The organism is Lysinibacillus sp. NPDC092081 (genome assembly GCF_044755845.1).
In the GTDB taxonomy this organism is placed as follows: Bacteria; Bacillota; Bacilli; order Bacillales_A; family Planococcaceae; genus Lysinibacillus.
Genome location: NZ_JBIVRU010000003.1, coordinates 49,105 through 69,322, shown reverse-complemented (window position 1 = coordinate 69,322; position 20,218 = coordinate 49,105). Strand labels below are relative to the sequence as shown.

At 36.4% G+C, this 20,218-nt stretch carries 21 protein-coding genes; 2 read left to right on the top strand and 19 right to left on the bottom strand.

Annotation, left to right across the window (positions count from 1 at the left end; all coding sequences use genetic code 11):
• Positions 1-30: 30 nt before the first annotated feature.
• A complete protein-coding gene (locus ACIQLB_RS07725) occupies positions 31-504 on the top strand; it encodes a hypothetical protein (RefSeq protein ID WP_400723323.1) in 474 nt (157 codons plus the stop codon).
• Between the two features lie 332 nt (positions 505-836).
• Here the strand turns inward: ACIQLB_RS07725 and ACIQLB_RS07720 are convergent, their stop codons facing one another.
• The 3 genes from ACIQLB_RS07720 to ytaF all read right to left on the bottom strand — a co-directional run bounded on the left by ACIQLB_RS07720 (position 837) and on the right by ytaF (position 3,194).
• The gene (locus ACIQLB_RS07720) at positions 837-1,775 is read right to left on the bottom strand and encodes an LCP family protein (RefSeq protein ID WP_400723320.1); all 939 of its coding nucleotides are present in this window, start codon (positions 1,773-1,775) and stop codon (positions 837-839) included.
• 19 nt (positions 1,776-1,794) lie between these two features.
• Positions 1,795-2,454 carry a DUF1232 domain-containing protein gene (locus tag ACIQLB_RS07715; protein ID WP_400723317.1) on the bottom strand — a complete coding sequence of 220 codons (660 nt, stop codon included), beginning with the start codon at positions 2,452-2,454 and terminating at the stop codon, positions 1,795-1,797.
• Between the two features lie 110 nt (positions 2,455-2,564).
• A complete protein-coding gene (gene ytaF / locus ACIQLB_RS07710) occupies positions 2,565-3,194 on the bottom strand; it encodes a sporulation membrane protein YtaF (protein ID WP_400723314.1) in 630 nt (209 codons plus the stop codon).
• Positions 3,195-3,610: 416 nt separating this feature from the next.
• Here ytaF and ACIQLB_RS07705 point away from each other — a divergent pair, with 416 nt between their 5' ends.
• Positions 3,611-4,954, top strand: a complete 1,344-nt coding sequence (locus tag ACIQLB_RS07705) for an NRAMP family divalent metal transporter (protein ID WP_400723311.1) — start codon at positions 3,611-3,613, stop codon at positions 4,952-4,954.
• Between the two features lie 333 nt (positions 4,955-5,287).
• Here ACIQLB_RS07705 and ACIQLB_RS07700 read toward each other — a convergent pair whose 3' ends face one another.
• From ACIQLB_RS07700 to ACIQLB_RS07625, 16 genes are all read right to left on the bottom strand, one after another.
• Complete coding sequence (locus ACIQLB_RS07700; RefSeq protein ID WP_400723308.1) at positions 5,288-5,821, bottom strand: hypothetical protein; 534 nt, start codon at positions 5,819-5,821, stop codon at positions 5,288-5,290.
• Between the two features lie 186 nt (positions 5,822-6,007).
• Entirely contained in the window at positions 6,008-7,021 is a 1,014-nt protein-coding gene (locus ACIQLB_RS07695; RefSeq protein ID WP_400723305.1) for an IS1595 family transposase, read from the bottom strand.
• 235 nt (positions 7,022-7,256) lie between these two features.
• The gene (locus ACIQLB_RS07690; protein WP_400723302.1) at positions 7,257-7,751 is read right to left on the bottom strand and encodes a hypothetical protein; all 495 of its coding nucleotides are present in this window, start codon (positions 7,749-7,751) and stop codon (positions 7,257-7,259) included.
• 66 nt (positions 7,752-7,817) lie between these two features.
• The gene (locus tag ACIQLB_RS07685) at positions 7,818-8,141 is read right to left on the bottom strand and encodes a YnfA family protein (protein WP_053593001.1); all 324 of its coding nucleotides are present in this window, start codon (positions 8,139-8,141) and stop codon (positions 7,818-7,820) included.
• A gap of 217 nt (positions 8,142-8,358) precedes the next feature.
• Positions 8,359-9,096 carry an urease accessory protein UreH domain-containing protein gene (locus tag ACIQLB_RS07680; protein ID WP_400723299.1) on the bottom strand — a complete coding sequence of 246 codons (738 nt, stop codon included), beginning with the start codon at positions 9,094-9,096 and terminating at the stop codon, positions 8,359-8,361.
• Between the two features lie 47 nt (positions 9,097-9,143).
• Positions 9,144-10,013, bottom strand: a complete 870-nt coding sequence (locus ACIQLB_RS07675) for a LysR family transcriptional regulator (RefSeq protein ID WP_400723297.1) — start codon at positions 10,011-10,013, stop codon at positions 9,144-9,146.
• A 185-nt stretch (positions 10,014-10,198) separates the two neighbouring features.
• Positions 10,199-11,911 carry a phosphoenolpyruvate--protein phosphotransferase gene (ptsP, locus tag ACIQLB_RS07670; protein WP_400723294.1) on the bottom strand — a complete coding sequence of 571 codons (1,713 nt, stop codon included), beginning with the start codon at positions 11,909-11,911 and terminating at the stop codon, positions 10,199-10,201.
• On the bottom strand, positions 11,908-12,174 hold the full coding sequence (locus ACIQLB_RS07665) for an HPr family phosphocarrier protein (RefSeq protein WP_400723291.1): 267 nt from the start codon (positions 12,172-12,174) through the stop codon (positions 11,908-11,910). Before ACIQLB_RS07665 ends, ptsP begins: the two co-directional genes overlap by 4 nt.
• On the bottom strand, positions 12,171-12,875 hold the full coding sequence (locus ACIQLB_RS07660) for a glucosamine-6-phosphate deaminase (RefSeq protein ID WP_400723288.1): 705 nt from the start codon (positions 12,873-12,875) through the stop codon (positions 12,171-12,173). The genes ACIQLB_RS07665 and ACIQLB_RS07660 overlap by 4 nt, the downstream gene beginning before the upstream one ends.
• 53 nt (positions 12,876-12,928) lie before the next feature.
• Positions 12,929-14,074 (bottom strand): N-acetylglucosamine-6-phosphate deacetylase, encoded by a 1,146-nt coding sequence (gene nagA / locus ACIQLB_RS07655; RefSeq protein ID WP_400723285.1) that lies wholly within the window; start codon positions 14,072-14,074, stop codon positions 12,929-12,931.
• A gap of 206 nt (positions 14,075-14,280) precedes the next feature.
• A complete protein-coding gene (gene nagE, locus ACIQLB_RS07650; RefSeq protein ID WP_400723282.1) occupies positions 14,281-16,230 on the bottom strand; it encodes an N-acetylglucosamine-specific PTS transporter subunit IIBC in 1,950 nt (649 codons plus the stop codon).
• 276 nt (positions 16,231-16,506) lie between these two features.
• Positions 16,507-17,454: an ABC transporter permease gene (locus tag ACIQLB_RS07645; RefSeq protein ID WP_400723279.1), complete on the bottom strand. Its 948-nt coding sequence runs from the start codon at positions 17,452-17,454 to the stop codon at positions 16,507-16,509.
• Positions 17,423-18,346, bottom strand: a complete 924-nt coding sequence (locus ACIQLB_RS07640) for an ABC transporter ATP-binding protein (protein WP_400723276.1) — start codon at positions 18,344-18,346, stop codon at positions 17,423-17,425. Before ACIQLB_RS07640 ends, ACIQLB_RS07645 begins: the two co-directional genes overlap by 32 nt.
• A gap of 5 nt (positions 18,347-18,351) precedes the next feature.
• The gene (locus ACIQLB_RS07635) at positions 18,352-19,047 is read right to left on the bottom strand and encodes an ABC transporter ATP-binding protein (protein WP_400723273.1); all 696 of its coding nucleotides are present in this window, start codon (positions 19,045-19,047) and stop codon (positions 18,352-18,354) included.
• Between the two features lie 10 nt (positions 19,048-19,057).
• Positions 19,058-19,414 (bottom strand): GntR family transcriptional regulator, encoded by a 357-nt coding sequence (locus ACIQLB_RS07630; RefSeq protein WP_400723270.1) that lies wholly within the window; start codon positions 19,412-19,414, stop codon positions 19,058-19,060.
• On the bottom strand, positions 19,411-20,184 hold the full coding sequence (locus ACIQLB_RS07625) for a hypothetical protein (RefSeq protein WP_400723267.1): 774 nt from the start codon (positions 20,182-20,184) through the stop codon (positions 19,411-19,413). The genes ACIQLB_RS07630 and ACIQLB_RS07625 overlap by 4 nt, the downstream gene beginning before the upstream one ends.
• Positions 20,185-20,218: the final 34 nt, after the last annotated feature.

The window sequence follows — 20,218 nt, the reverse complement described above, 5'->3', positions numbered from 1 at the left end:
GAGCCTGACTATACAGTTGGTCAGTTTAGTGTGCATGCAACGGAAACACCACAAATTGGCGTCGATCTTAGAGTTGATAAACATGGAAAAGTTACGCAAGTCTTTACATGGACAAAAGAGGAATACCCTTCACAAGAAAATCTATGGAGGGTGATCGAATTTCACCTTTTTGAAGAATATACACTCGCTAAAAGTATATCTGTCATTACAAAAAAAGATTTTTGGTTTAATGGAGATGGATTAACTGTTTTTGCTTTAAAGGTCAATGATTCTCCAGCCATTGCTGTTTTTATATATAGTACAGCAGGATACAGTTTACAACATTTAGTCGAAGGTAAACCTGGTGAAATGATTTCTATTGAAACTAAGGATTTTGTCTTCGCCTACATGGATGAAAAGTACACAGGCGAAGCAGCAACAATTACTACAAAGTCTGGGGAACAATATGAATTAAATCCAAATAATCAAAAAATGAAATTAACGGTTGTTCCTATTGCTAAATAATCTTTCGTTACTTTAACTACAAGACATAAGAGCCCATTACTTACTTATGATAAGGTTCATCGAAACTAATGCTAAATTGACGTTTTCCCTTTCTATTTTATTTCAAAATTTGGAGGAAGTTTAACGGACTTGCTTGCATCAATTTATATGAGAATATTCACGAACCTGATGGTAATGTAATTTGCAAATAGGAAAAATATCCAATATAAGATTGGCATGTAAAACAGCAAAAAGAGTATGTTTTGAAAGAATTGTTCAAAACATACTCTAATTTTTTTGTACATTGCCTTGCTAACTATTTAATTATTTTTCCTTTTGTCTCATCAAGTATCTTAGTCATTTTTTCCATTATCCTTTGATGATAAAAAGTCTTCTAATGCCTGTTTGTTCTTATCTAAGTCAATATCCAAGACGTCACCTACATCGACACGTTTGTCTTCATAAGCATCTGCAACAGGAATTCGTAAAGTATCAATACCTTTAGATTTTCCATCTACCATCCCTTTTGCAATTGTAAGGATTGTTTTATTATCAACATTTGTATCAATGTAGGAATCTGCAACGCCAAGAATTTTTGGTAAATTCATTAAGCTTGAAACACCGATTTGTTCTTTCACCTTACCCAAAACCTCTTGCTGGCGTTCCACTCGCCCAAAATCACTTAAACGATCATGGCGGAATCGTACATAACCTAATAACTCGTTACCATGTAAAACTTGTTCCCCAGGATGTAATGTCATACCAATTCCATGGGACATTTCATAAGGAATATCAACCTCAATCCCATCCGGTGCTAAAAGATCTACTATTTTAGGGAAACCTTTAAAATCAACAAGAGCGTAGTAATTTACATCAATATCAAAATTTTGCTTAATTGTTTTCCTTACAAGTTCAGGACCCCCAAAAGCAAAAGCAGCATTTATTTTATTCATTCCGTGATCTGGGATGTCGACATACGTATCCCTCATAATCGAAACAAGTTTGACATCATTTGTTTTTTGATCATAGTGTGCAATCATTAAACTATCCGATCTACCATCCTCGTCTCTAGCGTCACTTCCTATTAATAGCACATTAATCTGACCAAATTGCACATCCGCACCTTCAAATGGGTCAAACGCCTTTTCGTTTTCTTTTATATGACCATCGTCTGCCATAGCTAATCCGCTATTGTATTGATAAACCCCATAAATAATCCCTGCTACGATTACTAATGCGAATGCTAAGAACAAATTTCTTAGCCATTTACGGCTCTTTTTGCTTCTTTTCATAAATCAATCCACCTATCATTTAACTCGAAGTTATTTTTTTTAGTAACGCCTTTGTAGTAAGTTGTACAGCTATTGCATCGTCTAAATAACCAATAGGAAATAAATAATCCGGTATAACATCTACTGGAATAATAAAATATAATAATGTACTTCCAATTAAGGTTAGTTCAAAAAGTGTTCCTTTCCCCGATGTGAATTTCTCATATAGATCTTTTAATTGGCTTATAAATGGGCCTACGCTTCCTACACTCTTAATTTTTTTATCAAAATCCTTAAGAATCGTATTTTTACCTTCTTCTGTTTGCGCATATAATCCATAGCTTTCTAGTTTCTGTTCAACATTTGATACCGAAAATTGATCATCGTAAACATTTGAAGACTTAAGAAGAGCTTGTATTGCGTCAACAGACGTATGAATATCATCTGAATCTGACTCTTCTTGCTTCTGTTCAATCGGGTATCCTGCTGCTTCAAAAAGATTGATTAAAGGAACTTCAAGGCAATCAGCAAATTTTTCTAAATGTTGTGGCGTCGCTTTTCTCTTATCATTTATTAACCGTGAGATCGTAGCTGTATCGATTCCAGTGAGTTCACTAAACTTCCGCATAGATAATGAACGTTCTTTCAATAACTCTCTCAGCAATAAACCAAGTGTATTACTGTTTCTCTGTTCAGCCATTGTCGATTCTCCCTTCTTACAGTGACTAACGTGACTAAAGTAGTCGTCTAAATGAAATTATCATTCTCAAGAAGTGTATAATTACGTTGACATTTTGTCAACGTTTTAGTTTAGAAGAAAGCAGCAAAAGCAATTATTAACAACATTACTCCACTAATAATTGTTCCAAACTGCCCTACAGTGAATGTGCCGATCCGAACATCCGCTACTTTACTTCCTAAATTGACACCTAACCAAACCGTAATAAAACTCCCAATTGCAGCAAGTATCGAGATGACAAGCGGCGAAAGACCGAGTAAACCTGCACCTACCCCATTCGTAAGTGCATTCGCCGATAAGGCAATGCCGAGAAGTACAGCTTCTCCCCATCCAATTTCCCCAGACTTGAATTGAGCTTCCTCGGGATTTCTTAAAATATCTTGAACATTTTTATAGGACTGCATTTCTTTACTATTCACTATTGAAGTTTCTTGTTTCCGTGGTTTAGCCAAAAGAATAATCCGAATGCCGATGATAAATAATAAAAACGCTCCGATGACCACAGGAAGTATACCTGGAAGAATTTTTGACATCCATACACCAAATGTAATGCCTCCCATACTCATAAGAAAACAAATGATCGAGATTAATATATTTTTATCAAATCTAACATTTATCTTTCGAATCCCGTAAGATAGCCCGACACCTAAATTATCGATACTGGATGAAAAAGTAAAAGCCAAAATGATTAACCAATTCACTCACCACACCCCTTTTTTCTTATATCATATTATTCATGTTGACAAATGTTGCCTAAATATCTAAAAACAACAATATCTTGGTAACACAATAAAGTGTGCGAATTAATAAAGCAAAAGCTTAGAAAAATATTGGCTCATCAACATAACAAGAGGTTGATTTTCGTTCCGACGGGCAGGGTTAACAACAGGATAAAAACATCCATGTACATATTCTACTGCCTTCAATCACCATCTCCCTATAGTTTATATATGCTATCTTAACTGTTGATTTAAGGTTTCACTTATTTAAACTTTTGTTGAATAAATGACAACATTTATTGAGTTTCTATCAACAAAAAGTTTTGTGGCCATGCAACTTTTTCAACACTTGAGAATAGAATGCGGATATATAAAATCAAAAGGGGAGTGAAAAAGCAATGAGTGAAAGAGATTTACATTCAGTTTCTTCAAAAGAAATAACATCGGACGAAAATATATCCTTTCAAGAGAGGGTAACAAAAGGCAGGTCAGGATTTAAAAAAAAGCTATGGCTTTTTTGGGCACTTTTAGGGCCAGGTATTATCTCTTCACTATCCAACAATGATGCTGGAGGTATGATCAGTTATACGATGACAGGAGCCACGTTTGGCATTAGCTTTTTTCTTCCTTTGCTGTTTCTGCTCGCACCGATAGACTATAGCATGCAGGAGATGTCTATGCGTCTAGGGGCAGTAACCAAAACCGAGTATAGGCAATTGCTTCAACGACATTTTGGGTCGTTTTGGCACTATACCAGCGTGGCGGCATTAGCGCTGGCAAACTTGATGTACATTGTAACTGAGTTTATAGGAATGACTGCTGGGCTGACACTAATAGGGCTGCCACTATGGATAAGTGATCTCATCAGTTTAGCCTTTGTCTGTTTTGTTATGTTTTTTATGGGATATTGGTCAAAAGAGCGATTAGGGATATTTGTCGGGATAATCAATGTCGTATTTATCATTGTTGCCTTTCTATCTCATCCCGATCCTGCTGAAATTGGTAAAGTATTTTCTAGTTGGCCTAGTATATCATGGAATCTACACTCAGATGGAATGTTGGTGTTTATCTTGGCAACAATCGGAAATGCCATCGCTCCATTTATGTTATATTACAACAACAACACAACCCTGGATAAAGGGCTAACACGCAAAGATTTACGATTAGGACGTATCGACATTGCACTTGGTTCCCTGTTGCAGCCAATCTTTGCGGCTGCCGTAATGATTTGCGGTGCTGCACTCGTAGGACAGGTGGCTAATCTCGATGATTCGAATCCGGCTGAGTTGATTTCCGCTTTCGTGCCGGTTACCGGCCACTTAGGTAGCGTTTTATTTGCTTTAGGGTTATTCAATGCCGGCTGGCTTGCTGCCATTACAATCTCCTTTTCCTCAGCCTATACTGTTGCCGGAGCCTTTGGTTGGAAAAGAAGTCAAAACCATAAAATATCGGAAGCACCAAAGTTCTATGGCCTCTATTTTGGCTGTCTATTAATAGGAGCAGTGGTTATATTAATCCCTGGTTTACCATTAAGTATGATGGCTGTCTTTACTCAAATTTTTGCAATTATGCTGTTTGTTCCTGATCTTATCTTTTTAGTTATGCTTACCAACAATCGCAAGATTATGGGAGAACACGCTAACTCCTGGTGGAATCGAATATTTGGATGGGGAATCGTATCACTTTATTCGGCTGTGTCGGTGATAACAATTATTTTAACAATAAATGGTACTATGTCTTAAAATGAAGGATGTCTACTTTATCTATACTGTGGAAATAAAAAATGCCTTAACTTGTTATTTTTTAACAAATTAGGGCATTTTTTATTAATGCTTCTCTGCATGAAAAGCAATTATTTGATTTTTTATAATATCCACTGGTTTGCTTCTCGTTCATACTATGGACTAATTCATCCTTCATTCTTTTATGATATTAAAATCTTTGTATTTTGAAAGGTCTGAGCCAGTACTACTGCGCTGGCTAGCTATTATTGAGAATATGTTATCCTCCTCTGGTTAGTTGAAGAAAAAAATTCATTATTTTTAAAATATTTTACTTACTTCTATGTAAAATAACTATTTTCCTCGTGGCCAAATGAAATATGAAATAGATATGATAAAATCAATTCCCAGTACTAAAGACCATACTTTTAGTGTTTCAAAAAGTTTAGAGCTACGGTCCGCATCATTTACTAGGTATATCAATATTAATAAAAATCCTGCTCCGATGATATATGCAAATAAATGCTGAAAAGACCCTTTCAAAGAATTACGAGCAAATGCGAAACCAGTCTTTTTTTCAGGTTTTGTTCCCTCTTTTTTTATGTAGTATAAGAACCTTTCATCAGCCCAACGAACGATACTCTTTCCAAAAGCAATCGACACACCTAAATAGATGGCAGCAATTGCGTGAGACGTAGTTGCATCTTCACCCTTTAATAGATCCATAGCAGTTACGATTAACAGAAACAAGTCAATCACGGGTGTTAGAAGTAAAAAGAACGATCCCGTTTTTTTATAGTTATAAACATAACGTAAAGTAAGACCGAGTATTATAACAATCCAAAAACCAATTTCTGCTGCAATAATTGACCAAGTAATAAAATTCAATTAACCACCCCACACTTTTACTTACAAAAAATCTAGTAGTATAAAAACACACGCATATATATTGTATATTATATTCATAAGGAGAAACAATGAAGAAGTTCCATTTTTTATCAAATTAACTATATTAATTCAGCAAAAACCTCTTTTTACTTCGCTAATTGAATAACAGTAAACCACTGAATCCGCTTAAAAAGCATCTGATAAATGGTGCTCTTTGCCTTTTCTTATTGCTTCAATTGTGAAATAGTTAGATTTTTGACAAGTTGAAATAAGCATTTGCTCTACCTGATTTTCAAATGCCAAGTTTTTATGTAACTCAAGCCAACAATACCAGTAAAGGTAACTATCCAAATAATACGTACCAACTCCCTGAAATCGTTCCATCCATCCTTTCAAACGGCGATGGAAGTTATTAACGTGTTGTATGTGGAATATCCCTTTTTTTACTCGTTGATTTTGATTAAGATTAACTGTTTCGTGTTTAAGATTTTTTGCTGCTGCAATTTTTTTATAATTGGTAGCGGTATCAGTGCATAACAAAGAAGAATGGGCTATATAATTCCCGATAACCCCATCAATTTCTTCTGCTTTTACACGACCTCTACCCGCCATCCTCGCAATAATATTGTTATTTCGATCTTGTGCTACAACTACAGCAATTTTCTGATTTGAAATTCCTCGTTTTTTTGGTTTACGATGTGTAAATCTACGACCTTTTAAAGATTCACGAAAGAAAGTCTCATCACTTTCAATTATGCCAGATAATTGGTTGAAGCCGTGACTTCCTAAAGCGTTTAAAATCTTATGTCTCCAATAAAATGCGGTAGATATATGAATTTTTAAAGAGTCTGAAATCTTCGGTAATGTAACACCGTTTATCATCATTTTAATGTATTCAATCCATTTTTCCGGATAACGCGAACCTGAAAAAGGCGTATTTGTCATATCATTAAATGTTTTTCCACAATCCTTACATAAATATCTTTGTCTAGAACGATATGTACCATTACGTTTTACGGCAGTACTTCCACAATGAAGACAACCTAAACCAGACGAAAAGCGAGACTCCTTGATCTTAGGAAGTAATTCTTCCATTTTATTTTCTTCTTTTGGATATAGATCTTGTTTCATTGCCTTAAATAAGGCTAGTTGATCTGCTTTTCCTAATTCTCCGACTGCTTCATATACATATCTCCACATTATTGAACGCCTCCTGAAAATGCATTATATTCAGTATTTTCAAGAGAGCAACAATCTATACGAAAACAGCCTTTCTTTATATTTGTTTGTTTGAAATTCCAGACTGCATTTCGTAATTTCTAACGAACATTCCATTTGTCTAAGAACGTAGATTTTCATTTGGTAATATACGTTCTTCCATATCATTTTGAGAATTTAGTGGTTTTACTTAGTACTCTTAGCAGACTTCTAGTTTTCAAACTATATTAATTAAATATTGACCTTTTTTAGCCTTAATTTCAAAAGAATATTTTATATGAATCTTTAGTCCATCCAATTTTATGCTTTTTCCTGGTGATATCTCAATTTCATCAACCACAACATGACCATCTACATCTTTGATTCTTAGAATTACATTACCATTACTATTTGCATGATTAACGACTTCCTTGTCCCCAAAAATACTATCGAACTTTAAATAATCTTCGTCATTAAAATATAATGTATTCCATTCTTCCTTATTATCCGTTAAATTGACAGTAGCCGTACTCATCGGAAAAAAGATTTGATGTACAGCATCCACTTCTTGAACAACTAGAGAACCTATAATTGTCATAATAAAAGTAAGCAAAATGGAAATTAAGACTTGAATACGACGCTTTTTATTAATTCTTTTAAAAGGCGCTTTTGCTATCATTACTTCTTCTGGCAGAATATCATTTGTTGTCTGCTCCATCACTTCTAAATACAATCGACACTCTTCACAATGATGATTTTACTCAAATTGTGAAGGTTCATAAAAATAACATTCTACCTATCATGAACGAGGTATTAAAATCACCAAAACACCAATCAAACAAATGCCTGCTCCAACGAAATCCAAGATGTCTGGTTTTTTCCCGTCGATTCCCCAGCCCCACAAAATGGAAAGGACAATAAAGACACCTCCATAGGCTGCGTATACTCTTCCAAACGTTGGGAAGGTCTGAAAAGTTGCGACAACTCCATATAAAGCCAACGCAATCCCGCCTATAATTCCCCAATAAAATGGTTTACCTTCTCTTAACCAAAGCCAAATTAAATAGCCGCCCCCAATTTCGCCAATTCCTGCGAGGATAAATAATAATGTTGCACCAATCATTTTTTTCACTCTTTCTGTATATGTTTAAAAGAAAATTTGCACTATCTGCACTATTATACATAAAAGCACGTTACCATGAATGAAATCAAAAAATTTCGCCTTTCTCCTGTACAACCATTTATAAGCGATTGTTTATTATAATAGGAGATAGGCGAAATTTTGAAAGTAGATATCGCTATTATGTTTAAATAAACTACCCTTTCTTGCTTCTTCCTCTTTAATTCAATCCCCAGTATGTAATCGTATCTGCTACGCCTATAATAATCAGCATAACACCCGCTAAGATTTGAATCACTCTTCCCATTTTCATGCTTGTACGCATAATGAATCTTTTTGCGTCAAAAAAATGAATAAGCCCCAGCATCACTAGTAGTGGCACAGAGGTTGCTATACCAAAAATGGCAGGCAAAACTACACCATACGAGGAAGTTACAACTGTTGGCATTAACCACACGAAAAATAGCACAAACATCGTAGGGCAAAAGGCTATGGAAAAACTAGCACCCATCAGAAAGGAGCCCAATTTCCCCTCTTTTAAAACAGACGGAATATACTGAGGAATTCGATTTAGAAATTTCAATTTTAATATTCCAATTAGCACGAGTCCTGTTATGAGCATGATCGGACCAATCGCTTTACGAAAAATAGGAAAATACTTAGTCATCTCAGTTTCAAAGGACTGACCGAATAACCAAGCAAAGAAACCTATTAAACTAAATACGACGACTTTCCCTAATACAAAAAAAGCAATTTCTTGCCAATTGTTTTTCATTTGCAATGTTCGATTTCCATAAAAAGTGATAGCACTCATATTCCCCGTTAATTGACAAGGAGCTAAAGCACCTATTAATCCAAGAAGAATCGCAATAATGAATGGGGAATGTTCATACGAGTTTAAAAATACCGTAATAGGTCCACTAATGATTTGGCTTATTTTCGACATTAAATTATACATCTAGAAACACCTTCTATTTTTTATAGTAAGTCACAGATTTAGTACCTCTAGTTATTAACTACGTCTTTGTATATCAGATGACAAACTGCTAAGAACGCCTCAATATCCGCTGATACATATTTCGTTAAAAAATAGGTATTCGAAACGATATGGGCACATTCCTTTAACGAATAGCTTTGAAGCAATTGCTGGTGAGATTCAGCCTCAATGACACTCTTTGGTAAAAAGGCAATTCCTAATCCTTGCTTAACAAAGTTTTTTATAACCTCTGTTTGATTAATATTCATACTTTTATAGCTTGGAAATTGCTGTAATACTTGTTGTATGTCCTCCCAGTACGGTGCATATTCATGCGTTAATATAGTTTCCTCTTGTAAAAGAGTCCTTGAATCTGTCGCCCTTTTGGATATCGGAGTAATCAATTGAAGCGGTTCCTGTGCGAGTAGGACCGTGCCAATGTCACGTGTCGATGTTAATTTTGACAAACCGATATCTACTTTGCCTGCATGTACCGCTTCCCCGATTTCATTGGACTTTAACAGTTCGATTGATAATTGAATAGAAGGATTTTGCTGCTGAAATGCATGAATGATGACTGGCAATGTAGAATTAGCAATTTGTGGTGAAACACCAATTGTTAACTGGGACGTGAAACTATTCAAGAAGGAAACTGTATTTTGTAAACCTTCATCGATCGTTGCCATCATTTTCTCGGCATGTTGAAGGAAGTGAGCACCAATATAATTTAACTTCACATGCTTCCCCTGTCTATCAAAAAGCATTGTTTGTAGGTCTTTTTCTAGGTGTTGAATATGCTTAGAAACTGTTGATTGTGTAATAAAACGTTGTTCTGCCGTTTCACGAAAATTTTCTGTTTTCGCAGCAACAATAAAAGTTCGTAACCATTCTGTTTCCATAAATAGGCCTCTCTAGTTTTTCATTCATTATATCGAATTCTATTTACATCTTGAAACATTTTCTAAAAACTGGCGATTGTTCATACCAAACATTTACGGAAATTGTACAATAAAAAAGCAGTTGAAGATCCTCAATTCCTTGTATCTTCAACTACTTATTATGTTGTCTCATTGTTTTTAAACGATTAGTTAACAGCTTGCTTCACTTTATCTAATACTTCATCGGATGTTGCTAATTGTAACGCTTCTGATGCTAATGCTTGCATATCCGCTACAGATAAATTTTTAATTAAGGAACGTGTTTTTAAAATGGATGTTGCACTCATTGAAAATTCATCTAGACCTAAACCAAGTAAGAGGGGTACAGCATATTCATCCCCTGCCATTTCGCCACACATACCGGCCCACTTCTCTTCTTTGTGTGCTGCATCAATGACTATTTTAACCAAACGTAAAATAGCCGGATTATAAGGTTGATATAAATAAGATACTTTTTCGTTCATACGATCCGCTGCCATCGTATATTGGATTAAATCATTTGTACCAATCGAGAAGAAGTCCACTTCTTTCGCAAAAATATCTGCCATCACTGCCGTCGATGGAATTTCAACCATAATGCCGATTTCAATCTGCTCACTAACAGCTACGCCTTGTGCAAGTAGGTTTTCCTTTTCTTCTAAAAGAATCCCTTTCGCGTCACGGAATTCTTGCAATGTGGCAATCATAGGGAACATAATTTTTAGGTTACCATAATTGGATGCACGTAATAATGCGCGCAATTGTGTACGGAAAATGTCTTGATAATCTAAACATAGACGAATCGCGCGATGGCCGAGGAACGGATTCATTTCATCTTGGAGTGGTAAATAGGGTAAATTTTTATCTCCACCAATATCAAGTGTACGGATGACAACCGCTTTACCTTCCATTCCTTCTAAGACCGTTTTATAGGCAGTAAATTGTTCTTCCTCAGATGGTAAGTTGTCTCGTCCCATATATAAAAATTCTGTACGATATAAACCGATTCCTTCACCACCGTGACGTAGAACACCCTCTAAATCATTCGGTGACCCAATGTTAGCAGCTAGTTCAACTTGAACGCCATCTTTAGAAACCGTTTTTTCGTTTAGTAATATTGCCCATTCTGCTTGTTGAGCAGTAAAGTCTTCTGCTTTTTTTCGATAGGTTGCAACCACATCTTCTGTTGGGTTTACAAGTACTTCACCTGTTAAACCATCCACGATTAATAAATCACCATCTTGAATAGACTCAGTTGCTGTACCTGTCCCTACAACGGCTGGAATTTCTAGTGAACGTGCCATAATGGCAGAGTGAGATGTACGACCACCAATATCCGTTGTAAAACCAAGTACAAAGTTACGGTCCAATTGTGCTGTCTCAGAAGGTGTTAAATCAGTTGCTACAACAATCACCTGTTCATTAATATTGCTTGGATTTGGAATATGTACACCGAGTAGATGCGCTAAAACGCGGTTTGATACGTCTTTTATATCTGCAGCACGTTCACTCATATATTCGTTATCCATACCTTCAAATAATGATACAAACATCGTCGAAACTTCATTCAATGCATATTCAGCATTCACAGCTTCTTCAGCAATTTTTTGTTTGATCGGTCCAATTAATTCTGGATCTTTTACGACAAGTAGATGTGCACCAAAAATGGCTGCTTCTTCTGTACCTAGCTTTTCATGTGTTAGCTGCTGAATAGCAGCTAACTCTTCTGCTGTTTTATCAAGCGCGGCCGCTAAACGTTGCTGCTCTGCATCAATATCCTGAATAGTTGTTTTCGCAAACGATAAGTCCGGTTGTACTAAACAATATGCTTTTGCAATGGCAATGCCGTCAGATGCGGCAATACCTTTGAGTTGGATCATTGTGCTAGCCCCGTTTCTGTAATTAATTTTGTTAATGCAGTAAACGCTTGTTCTTCATCCTCCCCCTCTATGTTTAATGTAAATATTGAACCTTGTTTTAGGGCTAATCCCATAACGCCTAAAATTGATTTTAAATTGGCTGTTCTTTGTTCTGTCTGTAACTCGACAGAAGAAGCAAATGGTGTTGCTGCTGCTACTAACTGGCTAGCTGGACGTGCGTGAATACCTAATGGGTCTATTACTGTAAATTGTTTTGTTTTCATTGTTCATTCTCCTCTTTTTGTAAATCTGTTAATATAATGACATTAGGATGTTTTGTTAATACACTTGCCGGGACATCTTCTGTATATTCAGACGCAAGCACACGTTCTACTACATCACGTTTTGTTTCTCCAATAGCGATTAACAAAATGCATTTAGCGCGCATGATCGATTGAATGCCCATCGTAAATGCTTGGGTTGGAACGTCATCAATCGAATCAAAGAAACGTGCATTCGCTTGACGTGTTGATTCTTCAAGCGTTACAAGATGTGTCAACGAATCAAATGACGTGCCTGGTTCATTGAAACCGATATGACCGTTTTGTCCGATACCAAGCAATTGAAAATCTAATGGATGCTGCTGTAATAATGATTCATAGTTTGCCGTTTCCGCTGTTGGATGATCAGTTAAACCATTTGGTAAATATGATTCTTTAAATGGTTTGTTGTGAAATAAATGTTTGTTCATATAATATGCGTAACTTTGTTCATGTTTAGCACTTAGTCCAACGTATTCATCTAGATTAAAGCTAATACAATTCGTAAAATCGATATCAGTCTCACAAATTTTACTGTATAACGGTTCCATTGTACCACCTGTAGCTAGACCGAACGTTGTAGCGCCCTCATTTTTAGTATTCACGATAATGTCTACTGCACGAGCGTATAAATCTTCTTTTGAAGCAAAGCGTTCCAATCTCAATTTCCTATTCCCCCTTATTTATTTTTTAAACTAAATGACTAGGAAGCGGCCACTTAGGCTTCGTAGATTACCTTGCCAGCCTTAATCGTTTGTTGCAACATTAACTGTTCATCCAAAATCACAACATCGGCATCAAATCCTTGTTCGATTTGTCCTTTGTTAACCAATTTTAGTTGTTTTGCTGCATTGTAACTCGACATTTTAACAAGTTCTTCTAACGAGCAGTTCGTGATGAGTCGCATATTACGTACAGCTTGGTCCATTTTTAATACACTACCAGCAAGAGCACCATTCGATAAATGAGCTCCACTTTCGGAGACGTGAACCATTTGACCACCTAAGTCATAATCTCCATATGGCATTCCTTTTGCTCGCATTGCATCGGTAATTAAAATAATACCGTCTGCTCCTTTTAAACGATAAGCCATAGTCACGGCATCCTTGTGCATATGGATAAAATCAACAATGATTTCTGCCTTCATTTCCTCTAATAATAATACGCCACCGACAACACCTGGATCTCGATGATGGAATGGGCGCATTTGGTTGTATAAATGTGTGCCTTGTGTTGCACCATGACGAACCGCTTCTTTCATTTGTTCAAATGTTGCATCAGAATGACCAATTGATACGACCACACCGCTTTCTGCAATTGCTTGAACTACCTCAAATCCATTTGGTTCTTCTGGCGCCATTGTAATTTCTTTAATTTTATTGGCGCTTATATTTTGCCACTTTGTAAAAACAGCGAAATCTGGTGGTACAACATATTCAAGCGGCTGTGCACCCACACGCTTTTTTGATATAAAAGGACCTTCTACATGAACACCTAGAAGTTCTGCCTCATCTGGATTTGAAGTAAACTGCGCAATATTTTCAAGGGCACGTTCAATGTTTTGAAAGCTTTGTGTCATCGTCGTTGCTAAAAAGCCTATTGTACCTTCTTTTGCAAGTGATTTCGCCATCGTATGAAGACCTTCATTCGATGCATCCATCGTGTCCATTTGAGCAGAACCATGAATATGCATATCGATATAACCAGGGAATAAAAACTTCCCTGTACCATCTATTAGTTGCACGTGATCTGTGTTAATTCGTTGCGCAATTTGTGCAATTTTTCCATCCTTCATGAAAACATCAACACATTCTTTTCGTCCTATTGCATTGACGACTGTGATGTTACGGATTAATAAATTCATTAAAAACATCTCCTAGGATTGATAGAAGATACTGTCCTAAAATAGTATGTTTGAAGCGATTCTATCAATGCTAATATTTTGACTTAGCGCTACGACCCGCATAGATTTCTGTGGGACTATGCTTTCCCACAGAAAATAAAGCGGATTTACGATTAGTGCATGTTCATTTTATTAGATGGACCTTTTTAGAAAGCATCTTGTGTTTGTTACTTCTTCATCGAAATAATGTTACGAGAACCCGATCGTTGGAAACCAGTTTTTTCAAGTGTAATTTCTTGCCCCATTAAACTTGTGAAAACAACTGGTGTAACGATAGACGGTACTTTGTCTTTAATACTTTCAAAATCAACTTTTAATAATGTATCGCCACGTTGAATTACTTGACCTTCTGTAACCATCGCTTCAAAACCTTCACCATTTAGAGTGACCGTATCTAAACCGACATGAATTAATATTTCTACACCTGTATTAGATTTTAAGCCGATCGCATGCTTCGTTGGGAAAAGCATTACTACTTGACCATCAAATGGCGCATGAACTGTACCATCCTTTGGACTAATACCAAAACCTGGCCCCATTAAACCTGACGAGAACACTTCATCTGGCACGTCAGATAACGGTATTAGATCTCCTGTAATAGGCATTTCAAAATCATTGGAAGGATTTGTTCCTTCTGCTGTTGTTGCCTCTTCAACAGGCGCTTCTTTTTGTACATCTACATTTGAAGGTGCTGGATTCCCCTTTTTCAGGCGATCCTTCATAGCTTCTGCCAAAAACTCTACAGATGTACCGATAATTACTTGCACATTTGTCTTACTTAGACGCATAACACCACGTGCGCCCGTTTGTTTTAATGTTTTTTCATCCACCTGATCCGCATCACCAACAGTCATACGAAGACGTGTTGTACAGTAATCAATTTGCTTAATATTTTCTTGTCCACCTAATGCTTCAATTGTATGGAAAGCACGTACATCTAAATCATCAGAAACAGCTGAAGCAACATCTACACCTTCTTCATCTTCATCTTCACGACCAGGTGTTTTTAAATCTAACTTCTTGATTAAGAAATAGAAAACGACAAAGTAAATAGCTCCGAAACCTAATCCCAAAGGAAGTAATAGCCATGGACTATCTGCTAAACCAAAGTTTAAAAGATAGTCAATTAAACCTGCGGAAAAAGCGAAACCATCACGGAATCCAATCAAATAGGCAACGGCAAGCGAAATACCTGTTAAGACTGCATGGATCCCATAAAGTACTGGAGATAAGAACATAAATGTAAATTCAATAGGCTCTGTTACACCTGTTAAAAATGCTGTCAAGCCGATGGAGACGAACATACCACCGACTACTGCACGATTTTTCTTTTTCGCTGCAAAGTACATCGCAAGACACGCTGCTGGTAATCCAAACATCATAATTGGGAAGAAACCTGCTTGGAAATGTCCTGCTGTTGGGTCTCCTGCTAAAAATCGATGAATATCTCCTTTAACAAGCTCGCCTGCAGCATTTGTAAATTCACCAAAGTCAAACCAAATGATTGTATTAATAACATGATGTAGACCGACTGGAATTAATAGCCGATTTAAGAAACCATACATTCCAACACCAAGTGCTCCTGCATCGATTAACCAGTTCCCTACCGCATCGATTCCACCTTGGATAGGTCCCCACACAACAGCTAAAATAGTACCAGCTAAAATCGTCATAGTAAGGGACGTTATAATGGGTACAAAACGTCGTCCTCCAAAGAACGATAGCCATTCTGGAAATTTCACATTATAAAACTTGTTATAAAGTAAGCCTGCTGTAATACCTGAAAGAATACCACCAAATACACCCATATTCAGTTCTGGATTTACAGATTTTAACACTGCGACTAACACTAGCTGCGCAATGGCGCCCGCTAATGCTGCACCACCACTATTATCATGTGCTAGGCCCATCGCAATACCAATCGCAAATATAATAGGTAAATTACCCAAAATCGCATCACCAGATGCTGCCATAATACTTGCAATATAATGAATAACGTCATTTGACACTGCACCAAGCATGTCATCAGACCCTAAGCGTAACAATATTGCGGCTGCTGGTAATGTAGCGATTGGAAACATTAACGATTTACCGATTTTTTGTAAGAAAGCTAACATTTATTCTCCCCCTTTGGTATAGTTGTCTAGACCACTTAATTGAAAAAAAAGCGTTTTCATTAAGTTGTTGCTATCAATTATATTACCACTCGTACAAAAAATAAACACTATTTTTGAAATGAAGGTCCTTAATATTATAAATTCCATGAAGCCATCGCAAGGCAAAAAACATGATCTTATTTACAAAGATGTAACTAGTCTAAGCATTGTAACAAACTGCAGCCCAATTGGAAGCTTCTCTTTAACCAATTGGGCTGCAGTTCATAATTTTTTTATTTATGCTGTGACATCGCGTTTCATAAAGGACATATAGCTGATTACAAGGAAAAGAACAGCATAAATCGCAAGGATTGTGAGTGAGAATGGCATTGTCATACCATCTATTATAAATTGATTATGTTCATACTGTGTTAAATCTGAATGTGTTAGCCAAATATATTTAACAATTTTAAATCTGCTTAAGAACATCACAATCATTCCACCTGTAAAGGATAAGAACATCGTTAAGCCAATCGCTAAAGAGCTTGAACGGAAAACGGAGCCCACTAAGAAAGCAAACAATATTGACATGACAAAGTTTCCGCCAGAAAGTAAATAGTGGTATGCTAAATCATTCCATACTGCTTTTTCAACAACCTGACCATTGACCATTTCTAGCTCAACACCTGTTGTACCACCAAATAGTATCAGTCCAACAAGAGCACTTACTACTACATTGACAACAAATAACAAGAGCCCAAATATGAAAGTTGTCAGTAATTTTGAGGTTAATATTTTTGCTCGCGAAACCGGACGCGTTAATAGCATTTTAATCGTACCAGTAGAGAATTCACTAGATACAATACTTGCTGCAGTAATAACCGTAAATAATGTAATTAAAGTCAGCATGCCACCTGAAAATGACATAAAGCTTGCTACGCTTAGATCTTCTTGAGACGGCACATCTTTTGCTAATCGATACTCAGAAATAGCAATTTGCTCCTCGAAGCGTTTTTTATCCTCTGCCGATAATCCGTCTTCTTTCATCATCTCTTTATTATTATTAATAGCCTTCTGTTCACTTTCCTGCCACGTTATATCCTCTGTCGTTTTTGTTTCATAGTATTTCATCATAATACCAGGACCAATAATAAAGAGGATTAATAGCGTAACCATTACCCAAGTTCCTTTTTTATGCCATAATTTCATCCATTCATTTTGAATTAGCTTCAGCAATTTGGCCACCTCCTGTCATTTCTAGGAATTGATCCTCTAACGTTTTGTGATGCGGTTGAACGGCAAATATTTGAATTCCTTCATTAACAAATTGCGTAATGAGTTTCGGTATATCCTCTTTCTTTATTTCCACCACATAACCGTTATTTTCCACCACATAGTTGTAATCGAGCTTTTGTAGAAGATCTGCAGCCTGATTACTTGGTGTAGCTTCAATATAATAAAACGAAGAAGTTTCAACGTTGATATCACGAATATCGATGAGTTTGCCATTTTGTATGACAGCCACTCGATCACACATTAACTCAATTTCGGATAATAAATGACTGGAGACAAAAACAGATACCCCATCCTCCGCCGCAATTTTACGCAAATACATACGAAACTCGCGGATACCTGCTGGATCTAAACCATTTGTTGGTTCATCTAAAATTAAAAATTTTGGTCGATGAAGTAGTGCCTGTGCGAGTCCTAAACGCTGACGCATCCCTAACGAATAAGTTGATACCTTTTCATGAATGCGTTTCTCAAGACCAACTTGTTTAACGACCTCTTCAATACGTTCTTTTGTAACGTTTTTATGCATACGCGCAAAGTGCAGTAAGTTTTTATAGCCCGTCATATATTTATACATTTCCGGATTTTCTACAATTACGCCGACCTTACTAATCGCTTCCTCATAATTGTCCTGTAAGGAAAGACCATCAATAATGACTTTCCCCTCAGTTGGACGCATAAGCCCTGTCATCATACGAATTGTCGTCGTTTTCCCTGCGCCATTCGGTCCTAAAAATCCAGTGATTTGACCTGGATATAAATCGATATTCAATTTCTGAATCAATTGCTTACCACCAATGGTTTTTGATATATTTTGCAATTGAACAATTGGTTGTGTTGTCATTAATTTCACCCTTTCTTATAATAAGCCTTCATCCATTGCACAGCATCCTTGTTCGACACATCTCGAATCGTCTCTACTTCCTCATGTGCAATGATCGAACCATTTTGCAATAAAATGATTTGATCTAAAATAGGCTCTACCTCATATAACTCATGCGTTGATAATAATATTGTTTGGTGTTCAATATCTGTAAATTGAATTAACCCTTTAATGAGCTGCTCGCGAACAATTGGATCAAGGCCAGAAAATGGCTCATCCATTAGATAAAAGGGTACTTCTCGCCCAAGAGTTGCGGCCATTTTCATTCGACCACGGTTCCCTTTTGATAATTGCCGAAGCTTTATAGTTTGATCAACCTGTAAAAACTCCGCAACAATACATGCCTTATCATATGAAAAATCTTCGAATTGAGAGGCATAGTGCTGAAAAAGCTGCTCACCTGTGTAAAAGTCAAAAAATAAATCAATATCTGGTAAATAAGCAATTTTATCAGCACTTCTGCGTGTAACAGGCGTTCCATTTAGCAATACCTCACCACTTGATGGACGTAATAAGCCTGCCAACACTTTTAATAGTGTCGACTTGCCACTACCATTTTCACCAACAAGCCCTATGATTTGTCCAACAGGAAAGGAAAAAGACACATCTTGTAGAATAGGCTTTTTCATATAACGAAAAGAAACGTTTGATAGCTGTAGCATTTATTTCACCTCACGATTTATTTTGTAAAACAACGAGCATCTCTTCCTTTGAAAATCCAAGTGCTTCAATGGAAGTTAAAAAATGATCTGCCAGTTGATTTTTCATATCTTCCCGTAAAAGAGCAATTCGCCCTTCATCGGTTGTAATAAATGTACCTTGACCTCGTTTGGTTTCCGTTATATTCATTGCTTCTAACTCCTTATACACCCGCTGCACAGTATTTACATTGACACCTATTTCCACTGCATATTCTCGAACTGAAGGAAGTCGATCCCCAAGCACTAGATTCCCTTTCAAAATGTCTCCACATATCCGATCTACGAGCTGACTATATATGGGCTTATCACGTGAAAAGTCGATTGTCATCGTAAAACCACCTTTTCAAGCCACTTAGTCGCTATGAAAAATAGGAAGGCGACCAAAATGATAGTAGCTACCTCTTCAACAACATACATTGTACCCAAGCTGAGCTTCATTGTTGGTGTCTTTGGGAAAAATCGTTCCAAATCCGTTAAACGAATCCCTATATGATGGAAAATATTATCATATAATTTACTATCTGTAAATTTAAACCATAAATCCATACTGATGAAAAAGGCAAGCATAGTGATAACAATGGAAAAGCTACCAATAAAGCATTTCACTTGGAAATAAAATGTCAAAAATAGTATCACTATCACAAATATCATCAATTGGAACATAACAATAATTGCTACAAAAAATAATAGCCATAAAAGTATTTGAGCGAAGTTGCCTATAATTTCATCTTTGACATTGTAAATAGCTACACTCACAAAGATAAAATTGAAGATAGCGTATCCTATTAAGGAAAATACGATTTTCACACCTACAAGCTGTGCAATGGAACTAGTTGAATGCAGCCAGATCTCCTTGGTCCTTAAGTCATGACGAATACTAGCTAGGAATTGTAATACTGAAAAAAATCCACCTAACATAACTACTAATATCGAGAATAAAAATGGCAGCTGCTTTTCCATCGTAAATTCTTCACTAAACCGCATGATTAAATATGGAGCTACCATTGACAGCATGATTCCTATAAAAATTCCAACAAATAGCCATGCCCTATAAAGCACCCATTCCTTTTTCAATAACCCTGCAAATTTTTTCAACATAAACACCTCGTGTTATAGTGTACTAGTCAAATAG

Excerpts from the sequence above, each read along its gene's own strand:
- ACIQLB_RS07720 (WP_400723320.1), bottom strand. The coding sequence starts at position 1,775 with ATGAAAAGAAGCAAAAAGAGCCGTAAATGGCTAAGAAATTTGTTCTTA.
- ACIQLB_RS07715 (WP_400723317.1), bottom strand. The coding sequence starts at position 2,454 with ATGGCTGAACAGAGAAACAGTAATACACTTGGTTTATTGCTGAGAGAG.
- ACIQLB_RS07705 (WP_400723311.1), top strand. The coding sequence starts at position 3,611 with ATGAGTGAAAGAGATTTACATTCAGTTTCTTCAAAAGAAATAACATCG.
- ACIQLB_RS07695 (WP_400723305.1), bottom strand. The coding sequence starts at position 7,021 with ATGTGGAGATATGTATATGAAGCAGTCGGAGAATTAGGAAAAGCAGAT.
- ACIQLB_RS07685 (WP_053593001.1), bottom strand. The coding sequence starts at position 8,141 with ATGATTGGTGCAACATTATTATTTATCCTCGCAGGAATTGGCGAAATT.
- ACIQLB_RS07680 (WP_400723299.1), bottom strand. The coding sequence starts at position 9,096 with ATGTATAATTTAATGTCGAAAATAAGCCAAATCATTAGTGGACCTATT.
- ACIQLB_RS07675 (WP_400723297.1), bottom strand. The coding sequence starts at position 10,013 with ATGGAAACAGAATGGTTACGAACTTTTATTGTTGCTGCGAAAACAGAA.
- ptsP (WP_400723294.1), bottom strand. The coding sequence starts at position 11,911 with ATGATCCAACTCAAAGGTATTGCCGCATCTGACGGCATTGCCATTGCA.
- ACIQLB_RS07665 (WP_400723291.1), bottom strand. The coding sequence starts at position 12,174 with ATGAAAACAAAACAATTTACAGTAATAGACCCATTAGGTATTCACGCA.
- nagA (WP_400723285.1), bottom strand. The coding sequence starts at position 14,074 with ATGAATTTATTAATCCGTAACATCACAGTCGTCAATGCAATAGGACGA.
- nagE (WP_400723282.1), bottom strand. The coding sequence starts at position 16,230 with ATGTTAGCTTTCTTACAAAAAATCGGTAAATCGTTAATGTTTCCAATC.
- ACIQLB_RS07640 (WP_400723276.1), bottom strand. The coding sequence starts at position 18,346 with ATGACAACACAACCAATTGTTCAATTGCAAAATATATCAAAAACCATT.
- ACIQLB_RS07635 (WP_400723273.1), bottom strand. The coding sequence starts at position 19,047 with ATGCTACAGCTATCAAACGTTTCTTTTCGTTATATGAAAAAGCCTATT.
- ACIQLB_RS07630 (WP_400723270.1), bottom strand. The coding sequence starts at position 19,414 with ATGACAATCGACTTTTCACGTGATAAGCCCATATATAGTCAGCTCGTA.
- ACIQLB_RS07625 (WP_400723267.1), bottom strand. The coding sequence starts at position 20,184 with ATGTTGAAAAAATTTGCAGGGTTATTGAAAAAGGAATGGGTGCTTTAT.